Raw genomic sequence first — 15,435 nt, forward strand, 5'->3', positions numbered from 1 at the left:
CAGCCATATTAAAGATTCCTGTATTCACAGATTTGCTAATTGTAGGTCCTCTTTTGAACCAGCCGAGGAATCGAGGCAAATTGAGAGGTGTTATAAATTTGAGTAAGCACTCCTATCACAAGAGACCCCACATACACTTCCCACATCCATAGAGACCCCGTTCATATGTAAAGCCCCCATTGCCCCCAATAATAAGACCTCTAAGTAAATCACAGACTAATAAAAGTGATTTTCTATTAAAACGATCGGCAATGACTCCCGCAATGGGCTGGATTAGAACAGGCAGGCGTTCTAAAGCAGCGACAATCCCCATGCTCAACGGCGACTCTGTAATAGCTAAGACAATTAAGGGTAATGCAATCATGTAGATTTGATCCCCGAAGAAGGACACCAGGTTTCCCCCAATAAACCTGAAAACCTGGCTATTCTTTTTAAACTCCGGAGCTTTCTGTACGGTCTCGAACTTTTCCTCAAGCTGATTCATTGATTTAGTCATTCTCCAAAAATACATTTAGTTCTTTTGGCAAAGTGGTGAGAGCTTGAACATTTAATTCGTAACGTGATGATGGTGCGGCTACCAGCCTGGCTAATTTCAATAATTTTAAATGGTGATGGACGGTTGTTTTTCCCATCTCTAATTTTTCCGTCAGCTCCTGTAAGGTCATGCTTTTCTCGTTTAATAGTTTTAGGATGCGAAGCCGGGTTTCGTCTCCCAAAGCTTTATATTTTTGCACGAGCATTTGATTAGGAACATAAGGGTCGTTAGGTTGAATACTTTCATTTGCGACGGGATAATAAAATACCTTCGCTCCTTCGATATCCGCTTCAACGTTCCAGGGTCTGTAGATATACTGTGGGATCAGCATCACCTTATAAACGCTAGGTTCTGGTCGATATGTTATTCCGTTTGTTGCCCATTCGACAAAAGCTTCAGCCTCAAGCTTTTCTTCCATCGCTTTTTTGACTCTACATCTCTTGCTAGTAGACGTGACATTTCTTCCTGGTTTGGTTGAATAACCGTTCCCAGCCACCCTTCCATCACTTCAACCAAGTGATTCTTCAATTTTCCTACGTCTGTATCGCAGATGAACGAAATATATTCAGGAAAAAAGCATTTTCATTGGTTAGCTTTTGTAATTCTCTCACCGCCTCTATAGAACCTTGTGCAGCCTGTCTTCTTTTATGTTGGTAGCTTTCACCAAAATAAGGGATGGAGATGAATCTTAAATCGTTTGAGGGAAGATCTTTGATGTAGGAACGGAACTCCTTCATTGTTTGGAAGTCTTTTTGATGGAGCAGCTGAAGCAATGTTTTCCACGTATTTTTCTCTCGGACATATTGAACTTCAGCTTCTAATGATGGGCTCAAGGAATTTCTAATTTCCTCCCAATTTTCTTTTGGATACTCAAGCGTTTGAATTAAGGCATCATTCGTGATCGCAGCAAGTCCTAAGGCTGCCTCCCATAATAAGGATTGTTTCAATTCTATGCGGTACGTTTCTCTTCCCTTTGTACTCGTAGAAAATAATTCCATTATTATCACCTCACTCATATTCTAAACTTATAGAATTTATTATTCAATTTATTTCGTATGACTACTCAAAAAACACTCCCACTGCAGAAGGGAGTGCTAGTTTTGATATAGAGTGCACTGATACCTGGTCACACCTTTATACTTTTCACCAAGGCTTTTCACTTCAAATCCAAGTTTCTGATAAAAGCCTACTGCCTCATCATCCGTTTCAGCCGATAACTCTCTTAGCTTATATTGTTCAAGGATAAACTCAACCATGCTTTTACCGATCCTCTGTTTCCTATAACCCGGCGAGACTGCAATTTGTTGGATGACAGCATTGTAGTTAGTAGTGAACTTTATTCCCATGCACCCGGCAAGCATTCCCTCCTTTTCGTATAGAAATAGGGATTGTTCTTCTGATTTAAGATACTGAAAGAGCGCTTGTTCTGCTTTACCTTCTGATGTCGCTAAGCAAAGGAGAGGCTTAATGGCTTGATAATCATCGGTTGAGGTGAACCTTCTCATCCTCACTGCCTCCTTTTTAAAACAATCGTTTGATTAAGTGAGTGAATGGATAACCGCTTCAATAGAAAGATAAAAACTATGTAAATGAAACCTTTTTCGCAGATTTCTAAACTATCTTTCAGCCTGTATTAAGAACCTGTGCTGCCTTACTTCAAAATATCCTCTGTCTTTTATTATTTCATTAATAGAGTAGAGTTCATCCTGGTAGTCTTCCAAGTTGAAATCAGGAACCTGCCACGGAATAGCTTTTAAGTAATAAACAAGGGCACCGATATCGAAAAAACGTTGAACAGGATAATCTTCACGGATCGTTACCACCTTGAACTCCTGAGCTTTCAATCCATTCATAGCTTCAGTCAGATTCCAATCTTTGTATTGATTCTCTTTTGCATGAAGGGCTTCATTGATCTGCAGGCAATCAAGCCCGCCCACCTGTTGAGTCAAAAACGTCCCTCCTGGTTTTAAAACTCTTTTCACTTCTGAGGGATCAAACGACTCGTGCTTATTTACAATTAAATCGAACCTATTGTCTTCAAAAGGAAGTTTGTCATCTTCATTGATTTGTACTATCTTCACCCCTAAAGGCTCAAGACGATTTTTTGCAACCGGAAGATTGGGCTCGTAGCCTTCTGTTGCAGCTGTATAATCAGGCAAAGGACGCAATTGTGATAGGAACTCTCCGCCGCCCGTGCCCATATCAAGCATAGCTTCTGTATTTCTCATCAACCTTCGTACTTTACTCCCGTAAGACCATGATAAAGCTCCGCTTTGAATCCTGCCTGTTCCACTAACATAAGAAAAATCCCAACCACTGAATTCCTCGTCCATTTCCTTCAATTCTTCTAAAAATAGCTCATCCCTCTTCATCTTTCGCCCTCCCTCTCCCTATTGCTTGTATTCATCATACCATTATTTTCTTACCCCCCATCTCTTTTCCTATACATCCGACTCCCATCCCGAATCACCTCTGCGATAATCAGTAAATAAGTCCCTTTCATTCCCAATTATGCATAATGTTTATAAATTCGGGAACGAGGTATTAGTGAAAGACTTTGAATTTATTTATAAGTAAAACTTAACTGGAGGTATACGGCCATGAGAAGGTCATTAATATCCTTGATTTTGCCCTCTTTTAACGAAGAGGAAAACATACCATTAATTTATGAGAACCTGCATCACATCATGGCATTGGTAAACTATGATTACGAATTAATCTTCATTGATGACGGAAGTGAAGACCAGACGCTTGAGTATATTCAGGATCTGGGAAGAAAACATCCACATGTAAAATATGTTTCATTTACAAGGAACTTCGGAAAAGAGGCTGCTCTATTAGCGGGTCTCGAAAAATCTAATGGTGATGCAGTCATCATAATGGATGCTGATTTGCAGCACCCGGCTTTTCTCATTCCTGAAATGATCCAGGGATATGAAGAAGGCTACGATCAAGTCATCGCAAAGCGGAACCGTAATGGGGAATCCCCCTTACGAAAAACCCTCTCCACACTTTTTTACAAAGGAATTAATCAATTAGTTGATGTCACGCTTAAAAATGGGATCGGCGATTTCCGTTTGCTGAGCCGCCCTGTAGTGAATGATATATTAAAATTAAGTGAAGGAAACCGCTTTTCGAAAGGATTATTCGCGTGGGTTGGTTATGAGGAAAAAGTAATTAATTACGAGAACGTCGCCCGCCAATCAGGTTCTTCGAAATGGTCGCTTTCTAAACTGCTGAACTACGCAATCGATGGGCTTGTATCATTTAATACAAGACCACTGCGTATATGCTTGTACACAGGGATGTTGATCTTATTAATGTCACTCGGGTACATCGCCTTCATATTCGTGCAGATTGTAAGAAACGGCATTGATGTGCCAGGCTATTTCAGTACGATATCTGCTATTCTCTTCCTCGGAGGAGTCCAGCTGCTCAGTCTAGGCGTCATTGGTGAATATATTGGAAGAATGTACAACGAAGTGAAGCGGCGTCCGCACTATTTAGTAAAGGAATCCAACATTCATGATTCAAAAAATAAAGTCTCTCAATAATGAGTTAACCCGGTTTATCCTGGTCGGAGGAATCAATACACTCAATTACTATTTCATCTTTCTACTGCTTCACAACCTCCTCCGGGCTCATTATATGGTCGCTCACATTACCGGGTTTTTGGTCAGCTTTGTCATCTCGTTTTACTTGAATACGTATTTTACGTACAGGGTGAAGCCGACCTTAAAAAAATTTTTACAATTTCCATTGACGCAAGTGGTCAACCTCTCGACCTCATCCTTTCTCGTCTATGCATTAGTCGAGTGGTTTGCCCTGAATAGTAACCTTGCACCAATCATCGCCGTATTCTTCACAGTACCCATCACATTCATTGTGACAAGTAAAATATTAAAGCAGTAATGGTGGTAGCCTATGAAAAAATTTCTTTGGATCTTATTAGGGAGCCTCTTGGCTGCAAGCCTATCGCATCTTTTTTTCTTGCAAGAGTGGGCGGACGGCGGCTATATGGCTGGACCGAACGACGGCTTGAACCAAATGCTTCCTTTCAAACAATTAATCTATGAAAATTATACAAAAGGCAATTTCTTTTACTCTTTCGAATTCGGGTTTGGCGGAGGCATATACGGACAGCTCGGCTACTACTTTTCAACCAACCTTTTCTTCCTTTTGACGATTGTAGTCGTTTTCCTGCTTGAACTCATGCACATCATCAATGCTCCTGATGTGCTGTTTTGGGCGCAATTGACTGTCTTCACCAGTATCCTGAGAATGGCAACAGTGATGATCATAACCACTTATGTATTCCGTTACTTTTCCGTTCGTGCTTTGCCCGCTTTTGCTGGTGCAGCTCTGTATGGATCCAGTGTCATCTACTTCCGTCACGTTATCTATTGGGAGTTTTTCGCAGACGCGTTTTTATTTATTCCTATACTTGTTTTAGGCGTAGAAAAAATCATCCGCGAACAAAAACCAGGCTGGTTTCTTTTTGCGGTAGCTGTCACCTTGTTCAACAATTTTTATTTTTCTTACATATCGCTGCTATTCATCGGTATCTACATATTGGTCCGCTGGTTCATTCCATTGGAAAAGCGCGAGACGGGGAAATTAAAGCAAGTGAAGCTCTATTTAATTTCAGGAAGTCTAGGATTCGGTTTAGGCTCACTTGCGTTCATTCCGACTGTCTATGCTTACTTAAACAACTACAGGCCTGCTTTTAACCAGCAAAGACCACTGCTTAACCTTTCTGACAATATTTTGCTCGACAGCCGGACGTTTTTACTCGCTGGTGTTGTCGTCATTTTCTTGTTCCTGTTTTCCTTTTACAAAAACAGGCTGTTCCGTTTCTTTGCATCCTTGACACTCCTGTTCATCGTCTTTCACTTCAGTCCTTTTATGGGTAGTGCCTTCAACGGATTCTCTGCACCTCGAAACCGCTTTGAATATGCAGGTTTTTTTGTGGCTGGGGCACTTGTAGCTGTCGGCTTACATCTCAACAGACACATAAAGAAGGCTGAGCTCTCTATAGCTGTTGTGCTCACTATATTGATGTACGGAATTTTTGCTTGGTCAGATCAGCATTACAGCATTGATCACATTTATGATGTGTATATGATTGTCCAGATTGCCGTGACAATCGCTTCAGTTTATTTAATCAGTATGCCTGACAAAAAGTTAAAGAGGGTAGGGATCTCCCTTCTCATCCTTGTTAATGCAGGCATGATGAATGCCTATCAATACGATAAGCTCTACACAGCAGGAAACATCCGGGCTACGACAAAAGATTATATCCTAAGTGATGCTTATAATTCCGAAAAGCAAAGCAAGCTCATCGAAACCATAGAAGAACAAAACAAACGTACCTTTTCCCGAGTGGAATGGAGAGGGATGGACGACAAAAACAATATGCCGCTTATCCAAGACTTTCAGGGTACGAGCGTATATTCCAGCATTTTAAATAAAAACATATTGTTTTGGTATTATGACAGCCTGGAAATCGATATGAAACGTGAAAGCATCAGCCGTTATTCCGGCTTTGGAGATCGCGCCAATCTCTACAGCCTAATGAGAGGGAATTATATTGTTACTCATGAAAATAAGGAGAGGAATATGCCTTATGGATTTGAACCCTTCCTTTCAGACGGTGGCTATCAAGTGTATCAAAATACCAATAAGCTCCCATTCGTACGAACGACAAGTACGGTTTACAGTGAACGTTCTCTTGAAGATACATCCGTGGTCGGAAGAGAACATGCAATGCTGCAAGGGATCATATTAGAAAACCCGAAACAAACTACAGCGTCTCTCGAGCCGCTTCCAAACCTTATGGATCAGGCTGAAGTTGAAAGCGTCCGCTCTACTTATAAAGACGGCCAGCTGAATGTGGAAGAAAAAACAGGCGGTATTGATTTGAAGTTTTCTAACGTGCCTGAGACAGCCGAGGATCTGTATGTCTCGTTTTATTTAAAAAACAATGTCAAGGAAGCTCCGTGGTTCCCTTTACATGTGAATGACTTTGAAACGTCGAGAAAATCCAGGGAATCTTTCTATCGTACAGGGATTAATAACATCACGATCAGGGTGCCTAAAGAAAAGAAGATCTCGATCAGAGTGCCTAAAGGCAGTTATCAACTGAAAGACATAGAGGTTTATTCTGAGGATTATAAAGTACTTGAGAAGGCATCCAGAGAGACACCACAGCCTGCAAACGCTGAAGTAAATGGAAATCAGGTGAATGTCCAATTGGATAATCAAAAAAATCATCGTTATTTGACCATCCCTGTTCCTTATGAAAAAGGCTGGCATGTAAAAGTGAACGGGGAACAAAAGGACATCTTGAAAGCGAATTATGCCTTACTTGGTGTAGAACTGGAGGAAGGTAAGAATGACATTACTTTCACGTACCGTCCACCTTACTTTTCAATCCTATCTATCCTTTCTATTCTATCTTTGATTGTTTCACTGATATGGCTGAGAAAAAGAGGACGATAAGCTAAACCCCCATGGATGAAGTGAAACATCCATGGGGGTTCTTTGTCTAAGATAAGTTTTGACTCCAATCAATCGTTGCTTCCCCTTCAAGGAACCGCTCGGAATCCATAGCTGCCATACAACCGGTACCGGCAGCGGTAATGGCCTGACGATACTTTTGGTCTTGCACATCTCCACAAGCAAATACTCCAGGGATATTTGTATTCGTTGTTCCAGGGTCTACAAGAATGTACCCTTTTTCATCCATGTTGATTTTGCCTTGTAAGAACTCTGTATTCGGATTGTGTCCAATTGCGACGAAAATCCCATCCGTTTCAATGACTTCTTCTACCTCTGAATCATTATCCTTCACCTTGAGGCCTGTGATTTTCATGCCATCTGAAATCATTTCAACAGGTGTCTTATTTAGCGCCCAGGTAATCTTGTCATTACCTTTCGCGCGATCTTGCATAATCTTAGAAGCTCTCAGCTCATTACGGCGGTGAACGACTTGAACTTCATCCGCAAATTTAGTGAGGAAGTTCGCTTCTTCCATCGCAGAATCTCCCCCGCCGATAATAACGACTTTTTTCCCTCTGAAAAAGAATCCATCACATGTTGCACATGTGCTGACCCCGCGGCCCATGTTTTCTTTCTCACCAGGAATCTCAAGCATTTTAGCCGACGCGCCAGTCGAAATGATTAGCGTCTGGGTTTCTAATTCACCAAGACCGTCCACCGTCAATTTGAAAGGACGCTGATCAACGTTCACGTCCGTTACCCAGCCCCGCTTGAATGTTGCACCAAAACGTTCTGCTTGCTTTTTCATATTATCCATCAGCTCTGGTCCCATAATGCCATCAGGGAAGCCTGGGAAATTTTCAACTTCTGTCGTTAGCGTCAATTGTCCTCCCGGCTCCGGTCCTTCGATTACGAGCGGCTCCATATTCGCCCTTGCTAAGTAGACAGCCGCCGTAAGCCCAGCTGGGCCAGTTCCTAAAATGATCGATTGATACGTCATGAATGATCCTCCTATTCCAATAAGTAGTCCTATTCTTGTTATAGTTTGTTTCTCCTGTGGTCATTCATTCAAATAATGACTATTCGTAACTATTTATACCCGCTTCCTGGACCTCTTTAACAATTTCACCTTTCAATCCTTATGGACAAACGACCACTCTTCTTTCCTAAATTCAACATATAGTATTCATAGCAGTACTTATTTATGAGGAATAGAGGGGTGAAATTCCTATGGATAGAAGGCCGGGTTTCTGTTTATTCCCAGGTTACAACTATTGCGGCCCGGGTTGCAGTGGACCGGGGGAACCGTTGAATGCGGTCGATGCAGCCTGCAAACAGCATGATGAGTGTTATCGATATTATGGAAATTATTGCGAGTGCGACTTAGCTTTTATTGAACAATTGGAACGTTTGCAGAATCCCTATACAATTGAAGGGCGTCACGCCAGAATGATGTACAAATATATGAAGCTCCAGCGTTTTTTTACATGTTCGTTTTAGACAAAAAAAGAGAACGCTCCTTCTTTAAGGAATTCACGCTCTCTTTCTTATGATTTTCAGATGCTTATGGATAAAAAAGCACTTTAACATAAGAGACATTCTGGTGAATGAGATTTTGAAAGGTGTCTGGTCCTTTTTCCAGTGGCAATCGATGCGAGATCATCGGCTTAATGTTTAACTGCCCCGTACTCATGTAATGAAGCGTGGAGCTCCATTCTTCACCAGGAAATGGTGCTGAAATCGCATTCCAGGAGCCGATGATTTTTAACTCGTTCCGGACAATCTTTTCAAAATAAAAACGTTCCATGTCAATAGGAGCATAAGGAATGCCCATGTAAAGAACTTCCCCACCTTTTTTAGATAGAGCAAGAATCTGTTCTGAAGTGATTGGAGATCCAGCACATTCTACTGCTAAATCAACTCCAATCTGATCTGTTACTTCAGCTACTTGGTGGTGAGATGGACCATTCTTAGGGTTAACCCTTACATCCGCTCCTACTTTTTCAGCAATATCAAGCTTTCTATCATCGATATCAATGGCGATGACTTTTTTGGCACCGAAGATCCTTGCCCACTGAATAGCCAATAATCCAATGCTTCCGCAACCCATAATGGCTACAGTCGCCCCGGGATGAATGCTCGTACGATAAAACCCGTGAGCGACAACAGAGGATGGTTCAATCATGGCCGCCGTATCATAATCAACATTTTCCGGGAGAAGAAGGACATGCTTAGCAGGTAAATTAACAAACTCTGCATAAGCTCCGGGGTGGCGAGCTCCTATCACAGTAAGTTTTTCGCATTGCGATAAATTCCCTTTTAAACAGCTATGGCAAGTCCCACAGTAAAAGGTAGGGCAGCCGGAAACTCGATCACCAACTTTAATTCTTTCAACAGCTGGACCTACTTCTACGACTTCACCAGCGAATTCATGACCAAACGTCATTCCTTCTACATATGGCCCTAGCTTTTTATATCGGGAAATATCCGACCCGCAAACCCCGACGGCTTTCACCTTAATCACAACATCATCTTCTTTTTCAATGACGGGTACAGGTGTATCTTCAAATCTTATATCCTGTTCACCATAAAGGTTTAAGGTTTTCATGTTTCTCACCTTTTCTTAGTTACAATTTTCAGCTTCTCTTTCATGTCGTTTTTTTCCACTTGCTAGTTTGTACAGGGCTCCTCCTATGACGATCGCATTAAAGAGCATTTGATGTTCAAAATAGTAATCTCCGATGGCTCGCATAGGTCCTAGCATGAATTCTAAGAACACATCTACCATGTATAAAACCTCATTTCTTTTACTCGACAGGAGTTAATAAAACTTTAATAGCTTCTCCGCTTTTAATCGCTTGGTAAGCTTGCTCCCATTGTGTAATCGGATACTCATGAGTAACGAGCGACTGAGCGTTCACTCGACCGCTGTTCATCAATTCAAGAGAGGGTTCCCAATCGGCTGACTTTTGACTTCTGCTGCCTACTACTCTGATTTCCTTCTGAATAATTTTTTCAAGGTCAAAAGAAACCTCTGAATGAGGGAAGATTCCCACTTGTCCATATTGCCCTTTTTTCTTTAACAAATCCAATGCCTGATTAGCTGCTTGAACGGCTCCTGAACATTCAAAAACAACATCTGCTCCATAACTATCTGTTAGCTTGTTTACCAACTCTTTAAGGTCTTGCTCTTGAATATTAACTGCATAGTCTATTCCCAGTTCCTCTGCTTTTTTAAGACGGATTTGGTCGTTAGACAGTCCAGCAATGATGATTCTGGCACCTCTGCTTTTTGCCACCTGAGCTGTAAATAAACCAATAGGGCCAGGACCAATTACAACAACAAGGTCTCCCTCATTAATCTCAGTCTTATCCACTGCATGGTGAGTACAAGCAAGCGGCTCGGTCATAGCAGCTGACCGATCATCTACGTGTTCCGGAAGATGATGAACACTTTGCTTCCGTGCAATCAAATATTTCGCAAACCCACCATCCTGCTGCGTTCCAAGCCCTTTCCTGTAATTACAGAGATTATAATCACCGTTTTTACAGTACTCACATGTTCCACACACATAAAAGGTGGTTTCGGATGTTACACGGTCACCTATTTTAAATTCGGTCACTCCTTCTCCTATATCGACAACAACACCTGAGAATTCATGGCCTAAGGTGACAGGTACTTTCACTTTGTAATGCCCTTCATAAGTATGAATATCAGACCCACAAACTCCTGCATACTTAACCTCTATTTTCACTTGACCATCGCCAACGACCGGCTCCTGTTTTTCTTGAATTTCCAGATTTCCAAACCCAAGCTCTGTTTTTACGAGTGCTTTCAATCTTATTCCTCCTAGAGATCAGTTAATTGAACAAGCTAAATACTTTGAAAATGATCCAGTTTACAAGATTTCCTCCCTGGTCAATACTTGAAATCTTTGCGGACCCTTCCGGCATATTAAAGTCAGCATTGACTGCCATTTCAGTGAAGACTGGAGCTACATCGGTAGCCATATAAAGGGAAAGAGCAATCATCAATGTTCCTACAATGACTGAATGGACGATATTTCCTCGTGCCGCTCCAACGATAAAGGCCACTACAAACGGGATCGTAGCTAAATCACCGAATGGTAAAAGAGAATTCCCAGGTAATACAACAGCTAGGACAACAGTAATTGGTACAAGAATTAATGCTGTGGAGATAACGGCTGGGTGCCCTAAAGCGACAGCAGCATCCAGACCTATATATATTTCTCGATCACCAAATCTTTTAGATAACCATTGACGGGCGGACTCTGACACTGGCATTAATCCTTCCATAAGAATCTTGACCATTCGTGGCATAAGCACCATAACGGCTGCCATTGCCATTCCGATTTCAATAACTTCTCCTACACTGTAGCCCGCCAGCACACCAATCGCAGCACCTAAAAATAAGCCGATGAAAATGGATTCCCCGAAGATCCCAAACCGCTTTTGAATGGTGTCCGGATCTGCATTCCAATTTTTAACGCCTGGAACTTTATTCAGCCACCTGACTAATATAATTCCAGGAGCATACGAAATTGTACTTCCTGTTGCAATGGAAACACCTGGCAAGTCGAAGAATTCACCGACCATAGGGGCTGTCCAATCTGCTACTTTAAGACAAACAATTTGGAAGATGACAGCAGCAATTAGTCCTTGTACAATGCTGCCGGATATCGCATAAACCATAGCGGCCATAAACGTATAGTGCCAAAAATTCCATATATCAACGTTCATTGTTTTCGTTGTTTTGGTTAGGAGCATAATCACATTCACTACAAGCCCTAAAGGAATAATGAATGCCGCTACAACAGAGGCCCAGGCTATAGAAGATGAGGCCGGCCATCCTACGTCAATCACATTTAAATCGACGCCTAACCGATCTACCATTCCTTGCGCAGCTGGCCCTAAATTATTTACCAACAAATCAACGACTAAGAATATACCGACAAAAGCAACACCGATTGTCAGTCCAGACCGAAATGCTTTTCCTGGTTTCTGTCCGAACAGTAATCCTAATAAAAAGATGGCAACGGGCAAGATGACCGTGGCCCCTAAATCTAAAAAACCTTGTACGATGTCGACGAAACCTTGCATGAATAATCCTCCCTCTTTCTTTCAGTTACCCAGACGGACCTTTATTTTTGGAGTTCTTGTAATATTTCTTTTTTCGTATCCTCAGTGCCAATTCCAGTTAGAAATGACCGAGCGTTAATTACTGGAAATGGATAATCCTTCTGAGTCATTGCTGTCGTTACTAATAGGTCTGCAGTGTCGACGTAACCACCAACTTCTGATATCTTGATCTGGACAAGATCAACACTTAAATTGTTCTCTTTCGCCATCTCTTCAATAGCTCCATTCACTACTGTTGACGTTGCAATACCTGCGCCACATGCGACCAACACTTGTTTCTTTGCCATAATTATTTCTCTCCTTCTTTTTTCATATTTTCAAAGAATTTATTTTTGAAGCGCTGTCAAAATTTCTTTTTTCGTATCTTCTGTGCCGATTCCAGTTAAAAATGATCGAGCATTAATTACTGGAAATGGATAATCCTTCTGAGTCATTGCTGTCGTTACTAATAGGTCTGCAGTGTCGACGTAACCACCAACTTCTGATATCTTGATCTGGACAAGATCAACACTTAAATTGTTCTCTTTCGCCATCTCTTCAATAGCTCCATTCACTACTGTTGACGTTGCAATACCTGCGCCACATGCGACCAACACTTGTTTCTTTGCCATAATTATTTCTCTCCTTCTAGTGCACCAAAATCTAATTTTTCTTCCATTAGATCTCTGATGCTTGTTTTATTCTGGTCATTCAAAATAGATAACAATACATCTTCATTTTGGAATACCTTCATCAACTGCTGAAGTAATGATAATTGGGAATGAGCTTCATCCATGGCTAACAAAAATACAATTTGAACTGGGATCGTTTCCTTATCATCGCCCATGACTCCAAAATCGACTGTATTTTTCAATACTCCAACACTTATCGTTTTCCGATTGACATGTTCAACATCAGTATGCGGGATGGCAACCGCTACCCCTGCTGTCGGTAGCCCCGTCGCATATTCTTCTTCTCGAGCTATGATAGCTGGGGGAAAAGTTTCTTTCACTAACTTTTGCTCCACGAGGTTCCTGCTCATAACTTCTAACACATCTTCTTTTGAATTTGCCTCTACACCAAGTAGAATGACGGACTCATTAAAGTAGATTTCGCTCATTTTATTCACCACATTATTAATAATATTGTTACTGAATGTTATTCAGTGGAATAGGTCTGGATCAAGTCCTGGATTTCTTTAAAGTCGTTGGACTCTATGATTCTGTTCCTATCTTTTTGCGACCCTGCTAAGTTCATCAATTGCATCAATGCATGCATATGTTTTTTCTTATCTACTGCCGAAATGACCACTATGATGTGAACAGTTTCTTCTGCAGTAAACGAGACCCCTTCCTCTACTTTCAATAAGCTCATTCCGACTTTCTTTACCCCATCCTCTGGAGCAGCATGTGGAATAGCCAGGTGAGGAGCTATAACAATATAAGGATCCCTTGCTTGGTGAACCATAGCCTCGACGTAGCGCGATTCTACATACCCATTCCGGACCAAAGGTTTAGAAGCTAGCCGAATGGCTTCCTCCCATGATGGGACAGATTCTTTAATAGAGATGTGCTCGGCGGGAAGGAGATCGTCTAAGTGAATATCCTTGCTTTGAACACTTTGCTTAATGGATGACTCTTCATCACGGTGTACATAAGAGTGCAACTCCTCCACTAACGCCTTTTCATCCTTAATGGACGTATGATTTCGTATAATATCCATTAGATGGTCCACATGGATGTCATTCAAAATATATCCTTGAACTTCCATCATCACTTGCTTGCGAAGCCTTAACCGATCTTCCTGATCAAGGAAAGCCTGACAAGTAAACAATTTACCTTCCGCTGTCAAAGGAGTCGTAGAAAAAATAAAATCGTAATCCAATTCATATTCCATATACTCTCGTACAGATAGAGAGTCTAGAAAAACAAACTCGGGGAATAATTCTTTCAACTGGTTGAAAAGCAGTCTTGAAACAGATACCCCTTGAGGACAAACAACAATGGCTTTTACTTTCTTTTCAATGCTTTCCCCTTGTCTGGTCATCCACCCACCAATTAACATGGTCACATAGATGATTTCATTTTCTGGTATTTTTTGTCCGATATAGTCTTCCAGCGGGGCTATCGATCTTATAACAAGATGGTGGACCTCTTTTAGTTCTCTCGTAATCGAATCTTGTATGGGCTGAGCTTCTGTAAGCTCGTATTTGATCCTATAGTATGCCGGACGAAGATGCTGAAAGAGCTTTTCTACCAATTGCTCTCTGTCTTGAAAATAGATACACGCACTTCTTTCAAAAAGTTGGAGCATCTGCTTAACTGCTGGTACCATTTCTCCCATTGACTCTTCTTCTGAAAGGTCCTCTGAACGATAAACGTTAGTCGTCAGGAGATGGAGGGTGATGAACAACCTCTCCTTTTCAGGGATGTTCATGGTCTGAAGAATTTCTTCGGTTGCTTGAAATTCCTTTGTATTAGATACATCCTCATGCTTAACTGCAAAAGTTGAAATGACAAATCCTTTTTCTATTCTTCTTAAAAATAAAGTAAGAATATAAGGCATCGTTTCTATCTTTTCATCTGTAAATTGAATATTAAGCTTGTCTTCAAATCTCTCAATCAGTTGAGTAAATTGTGTTAGTTCATCTGAAGATAAAGATGCTAATTCCTTCACCTTTTCAGACCCGCTACGCATCGAAAGTAATTCATAAATGACTCTGATGAGTACTCTCCGAACTTGAAATTCTTTACCTTCCAGTAAATAGCCTGATTTCCTCGAGTATTTGATGGTCAAGTTATACTCATCTAGAAACGCCTGAGCTTGCTTTAAATCATGAAGAATTGTATTTTTACTAAAATCCAACTCAAACGTAAAGTGATTCAAGGATAGTTCCTCTCTGCTGATGAGCATTAAAATAATCAAATAGGTCCTTTGTCTCTCTGATAAAACAGGTGTACTTACTGATGGCCTGTCTTCACTGTTTACCTTGGTAAATATTGACTGGTCAATAATAAACTGTCCTTGCCTGGTTCGTTCAATTTGAGGAAGGTTTTCAATCAATAACCACTCATTTATTTTGTTGAAACTGTACCCGAGTTGTCTTCTTGTAAGGTTATATTTCTTTTCAAGAGTTGTACTAGTTATTCGTGGATTGATCACTAGGTCATGAAGAATTTTTTTACTTCGTTCATTTAATGCCATCTGTTTCCCTCCCTTCCACATTTATTGTAGCACCCACAGAAACACCTATGTATACG

The 15,435-nt window shown here is 41.1% G+C and carries 16 protein-coding genes and 1 pseudogene; 4 read left to right on the plus strand and 13 right to left on the minus strand.

Annotated features, from left to right (window positions below; all coding sequences use genetic code 11):
• Positions 1-115 precede the first annotated feature (115 nt).
• The 4 genes and pseudogenes from HM131_RS00005 to HM131_RS00020 form a co-directional block, all read right to left on the minus strand.
• Positions 116-484 carry an MFS transporter gene (locus HM131_RS00005; protein ID WP_085026785.1) on the minus strand — a complete coding sequence of 123 codons (369 nt, stop codon included), beginning with the start codon at positions 482-484 and terminating at the stop codon, positions 116-118.
• Positions 485-488: 4 nt separating this feature from the next.
• A pseudogene (locus HM131_RS00010) lies at positions 489-1,533 on the minus strand (ArsR/SmtB family transcription factor).
• Between the two features lie 96 nt (positions 1,534-1,629).
• The gene (locus HM131_RS00015; RefSeq protein WP_085026786.1) at positions 1,630-2,040 is read right to left on the minus strand and encodes a GNAT family N-acetyltransferase; all 411 of its coding nucleotides are present in this window, start codon (positions 2,038-2,040) and stop codon (positions 1,630-1,632) included.
• 111 nt (positions 2,041-2,151) lie between these two features.
• Positions 2,152-2,907 (minus strand): class I SAM-dependent methyltransferase, encoded by a 756-nt coding sequence (locus HM131_RS00020; RefSeq protein WP_085026788.1) that lies wholly within the window; start codon positions 2,905-2,907, stop codon positions 2,152-2,154.
• Between the two features lie 228 nt (positions 2,908-3,135).
• Here HM131_RS00020 and HM131_RS00025 point away from each other — a divergent pair, with 228 nt between their 5' ends.
• From HM131_RS00025 to HM131_RS00035, 3 genes are read left to right on the plus strand one after another with little or no spacing between them, the layout of a single operon-like run.
• On the plus strand, positions 3,136-4,089 hold the full coding sequence (locus HM131_RS00025) for a glycosyltransferase family 2 protein (RefSeq protein WP_085026790.1): 954 nt from the start codon (positions 3,136-3,138) through the stop codon (positions 4,087-4,089).
• Complete coding sequence (locus HM131_RS00030) at positions 4,061-4,447, plus strand: GtrA family protein (RefSeq protein WP_085026792.1); 387 nt, start codon at positions 4,061-4,063, stop codon at positions 4,445-4,447. Before HM131_RS00025 ends, HM131_RS00030 begins: the two co-directional genes overlap by 29 nt.
• Before the next feature lie 12 nt (positions 4,448-4,459).
• The gene (locus HM131_RS00035; RefSeq protein ID WP_085026793.1) at positions 4,460-7,036 is read left to right on the plus strand and encodes a YfhO family protein; all 2,577 of its coding nucleotides are present in this window, start codon (positions 4,460-4,462) and stop codon (positions 7,034-7,036) included.
• A gap of 46 nt (positions 7,037-7,082) precedes the next feature.
• Here HM131_RS00035 and trxB read toward each other — a convergent pair whose 3' ends face one another.
• A complete protein-coding gene (gene trxB / locus HM131_RS00040; RefSeq protein ID WP_085026795.1) occupies positions 7,083-8,036 on the minus strand; it encodes a thioredoxin-disulfide reductase in 954 nt (317 codons plus the stop codon).
• A gap of 230 nt (positions 8,037-8,266) precedes the next feature.
• Here trxB and HM131_RS00045 point away from each other — a divergent pair, with 230 nt between their 5' ends.
• The gene (locus HM131_RS00045; protein WP_085026797.1) at positions 8,267-8,536 is read left to right on the plus strand and encodes a phospholipase; all 270 of its coding nucleotides are present in this window, start codon (positions 8,267-8,269) and stop codon (positions 8,534-8,536) included.
• A 64-nt stretch (positions 8,537-8,600) separates the two neighbouring features.
• Here HM131_RS00045 and HM131_RS00050 read toward each other — a convergent pair whose 3' ends face one another.
• Genes HM131_RS00050 through HM131_RS00080 form a run of 8 tightly spaced genes read right to left on the minus strand, consistent with a single transcriptional unit; the run spans position 8,601 to position 15,379 of the window.
• Positions 8,601-9,644 carry a galactitol-1-phosphate 5-dehydrogenase gene (locus HM131_RS00050; RefSeq protein WP_085026798.1) on the minus strand — a complete coding sequence of 348 codons (1,044 nt, stop codon included), beginning with the start codon at positions 9,642-9,644 and terminating at the stop codon, positions 8,601-8,603.
• Between the two features lie 15 nt (positions 9,645-9,659).
• Positions 9,660-9,824 (minus strand): hypothetical protein, encoded by a 165-nt coding sequence (locus tag HM131_RS20865; RefSeq protein WP_198162697.1) that lies wholly within the window; start codon positions 9,822-9,824, stop codon positions 9,660-9,662.
• Positions 9,825-9,843: 19 nt separating this feature from the next.
• Positions 9,844-10,875 (minus strand): zinc-binding dehydrogenase, encoded by a 1,032-nt coding sequence (locus tag HM131_RS00055; protein WP_085026800.1) that lies wholly within the window; start codon positions 10,873-10,875, stop codon positions 9,844-9,846.
• A gap of 22 nt (positions 10,876-10,897) precedes the next feature.
• Positions 10,898-12,157, minus strand: coding sequence for a galactitol-specific PTS transporter subunit IIC (locus HM131_RS00060; protein ID WP_085026802.1), 1,260 nt, complete (start codon positions 12,155-12,157; stop codon positions 10,898-10,900).
• Positions 12,158-12,198: 41 nt separating this feature from the next.
• Positions 12,199-12,483, minus strand: coding sequence for a PTS sugar transporter subunit IIB (locus tag HM131_RS00065; protein ID WP_085026804.1), 285 nt, complete (start codon positions 12,481-12,483; stop codon positions 12,199-12,201).
• A gap of 39 nt (positions 12,484-12,522) precedes the next feature.
• Entirely contained in the window at positions 12,523-12,807 is a 285-nt protein-coding gene (locus HM131_RS00070) for a PTS sugar transporter subunit IIB (protein ID WP_085026806.1), read from the minus strand.
• Between the two features lie 2 nt (positions 12,808-12,809).
• The gene (locus HM131_RS00075; RefSeq protein WP_085026808.1) at positions 12,810-13,295 is read right to left on the minus strand and encodes a PTS sugar transporter subunit IIA; all 486 of its coding nucleotides are present in this window, start codon (positions 13,293-13,295) and stop codon (positions 12,810-12,812) included.
• Between the two features lie 38 nt (positions 13,296-13,333).
• On the minus strand, positions 13,334-15,379 hold the full coding sequence (locus HM131_RS00080) for a BglG family transcription antiterminator (protein WP_085026810.1): 2,046 nt from the start codon (positions 15,377-15,379) through the stop codon (positions 13,334-13,336).
• Between the last annotated feature and the right edge of the window lie 56 nt (positions 15,380-15,435).

This window comes from Halobacillus mangrovi (assembly GCF_002097535.1).
GTDB lineage: Bacteria > Bacillota > Bacilli > Bacillales > Halobacillaceae > Halobacillus > Halobacillus mangrovi_A.

Bases quoted from the DNA above. Each gene is read 5' to 3' on its own strand.
- HM131_RS00005 (WP_085026785.1), bottom strand. From the start codon at position 484: ATGAATCAGCTTGAGGAAAAGTTCGAGACCGTACAGAAAGCTCCGGAG.
- HM131_RS00065 (WP_085026804.1), bottom strand. From the start codon at position 12,483: ATGGCAAAGAAACAAGTGTTGGTCGCATGTGGCGCAGGTATTGCAACG.
- HM131_RS00030 (WP_085026792.1), top strand. From the start codon at position 4,061: ATGATTCAAAAAATAAAGTCTCTCAATAATGAGTTAACCCGGTTTATC.
- HM131_RS00020 (WP_085026788.1), bottom strand. From the start codon at position 2,907: ATGAAGAGGGATGAGCTATTTTTAGAAGAATTGAAGGAAATGGACGAG.
- HM131_RS00035 (WP_085026793.1), top strand. From the start codon at position 4,460: ATGAAAAAATTTCTTTGGATCTTATTAGGGAGCCTCTTGGCTGCAAGC.
- HM131_RS00070 (WP_085026806.1), bottom strand. From the start codon at position 12,807: ATGGCAAAGAAACAAGTGTTGGTCGCATGTGGCGCAGGTATTGCAACG.
- HM131_RS00080 (WP_085026810.1), bottom strand. From the start codon at position 15,379: ATGGCATTAAATGAACGAAGTAAAAAAATTCTTCATGACCTAGTGATC.
- trxB (WP_085026795.1), bottom strand. From the start codon at position 8,036: ATGACGTATCAATCGATCATTTTAGGAACTGGCCCAGCTGGGCTTACG.
- HM131_RS00075 (WP_085026808.1), bottom strand. From the start codon at position 13,295: ATGAGCGAAATCTACTTTAATGAGTCCGTCATTCTACTTGGTGTAGAG.
- HM131_RS00015 (WP_085026786.1), bottom strand. From the start codon at position 2,040: ATGAGAAGGTTCACCTCAACCGATGATTATCAAGCCATTAAGCCTCTC.
- HM131_RS00050 (WP_085026798.1), bottom strand. From the start codon at position 9,644: ATGAAAACCTTAAACCTTTATGGTGAACAGGATATAAGATTTGAAGAT.
- HM131_RS20865 (WP_198162697.1), bottom strand. From the start codon at position 9,824: ATGGTAGATGTGTTCTTAGAATTCATGCTAGGACCTATGCGAGCCATC.
- HM131_RS00045 (WP_085026797.1), top strand. From the start codon at position 8,267: ATGGATAGAAGGCCGGGTTTCTGTTTATTCCCAGGTTACAACTATTGC.
- HM131_RS00060 (WP_085026802.1), bottom strand. From the start codon at position 12,157: ATGCAAGGTTTCGTCGACATCGTACAAGGTTTTTTAGATTTAGGGGCC.
- HM131_RS00025 (WP_085026790.1), top strand. From the start codon at position 3,136: ATGAGAAGGTCATTAATATCCTTGATTTTGCCCTCTTTTAACGAAGAG.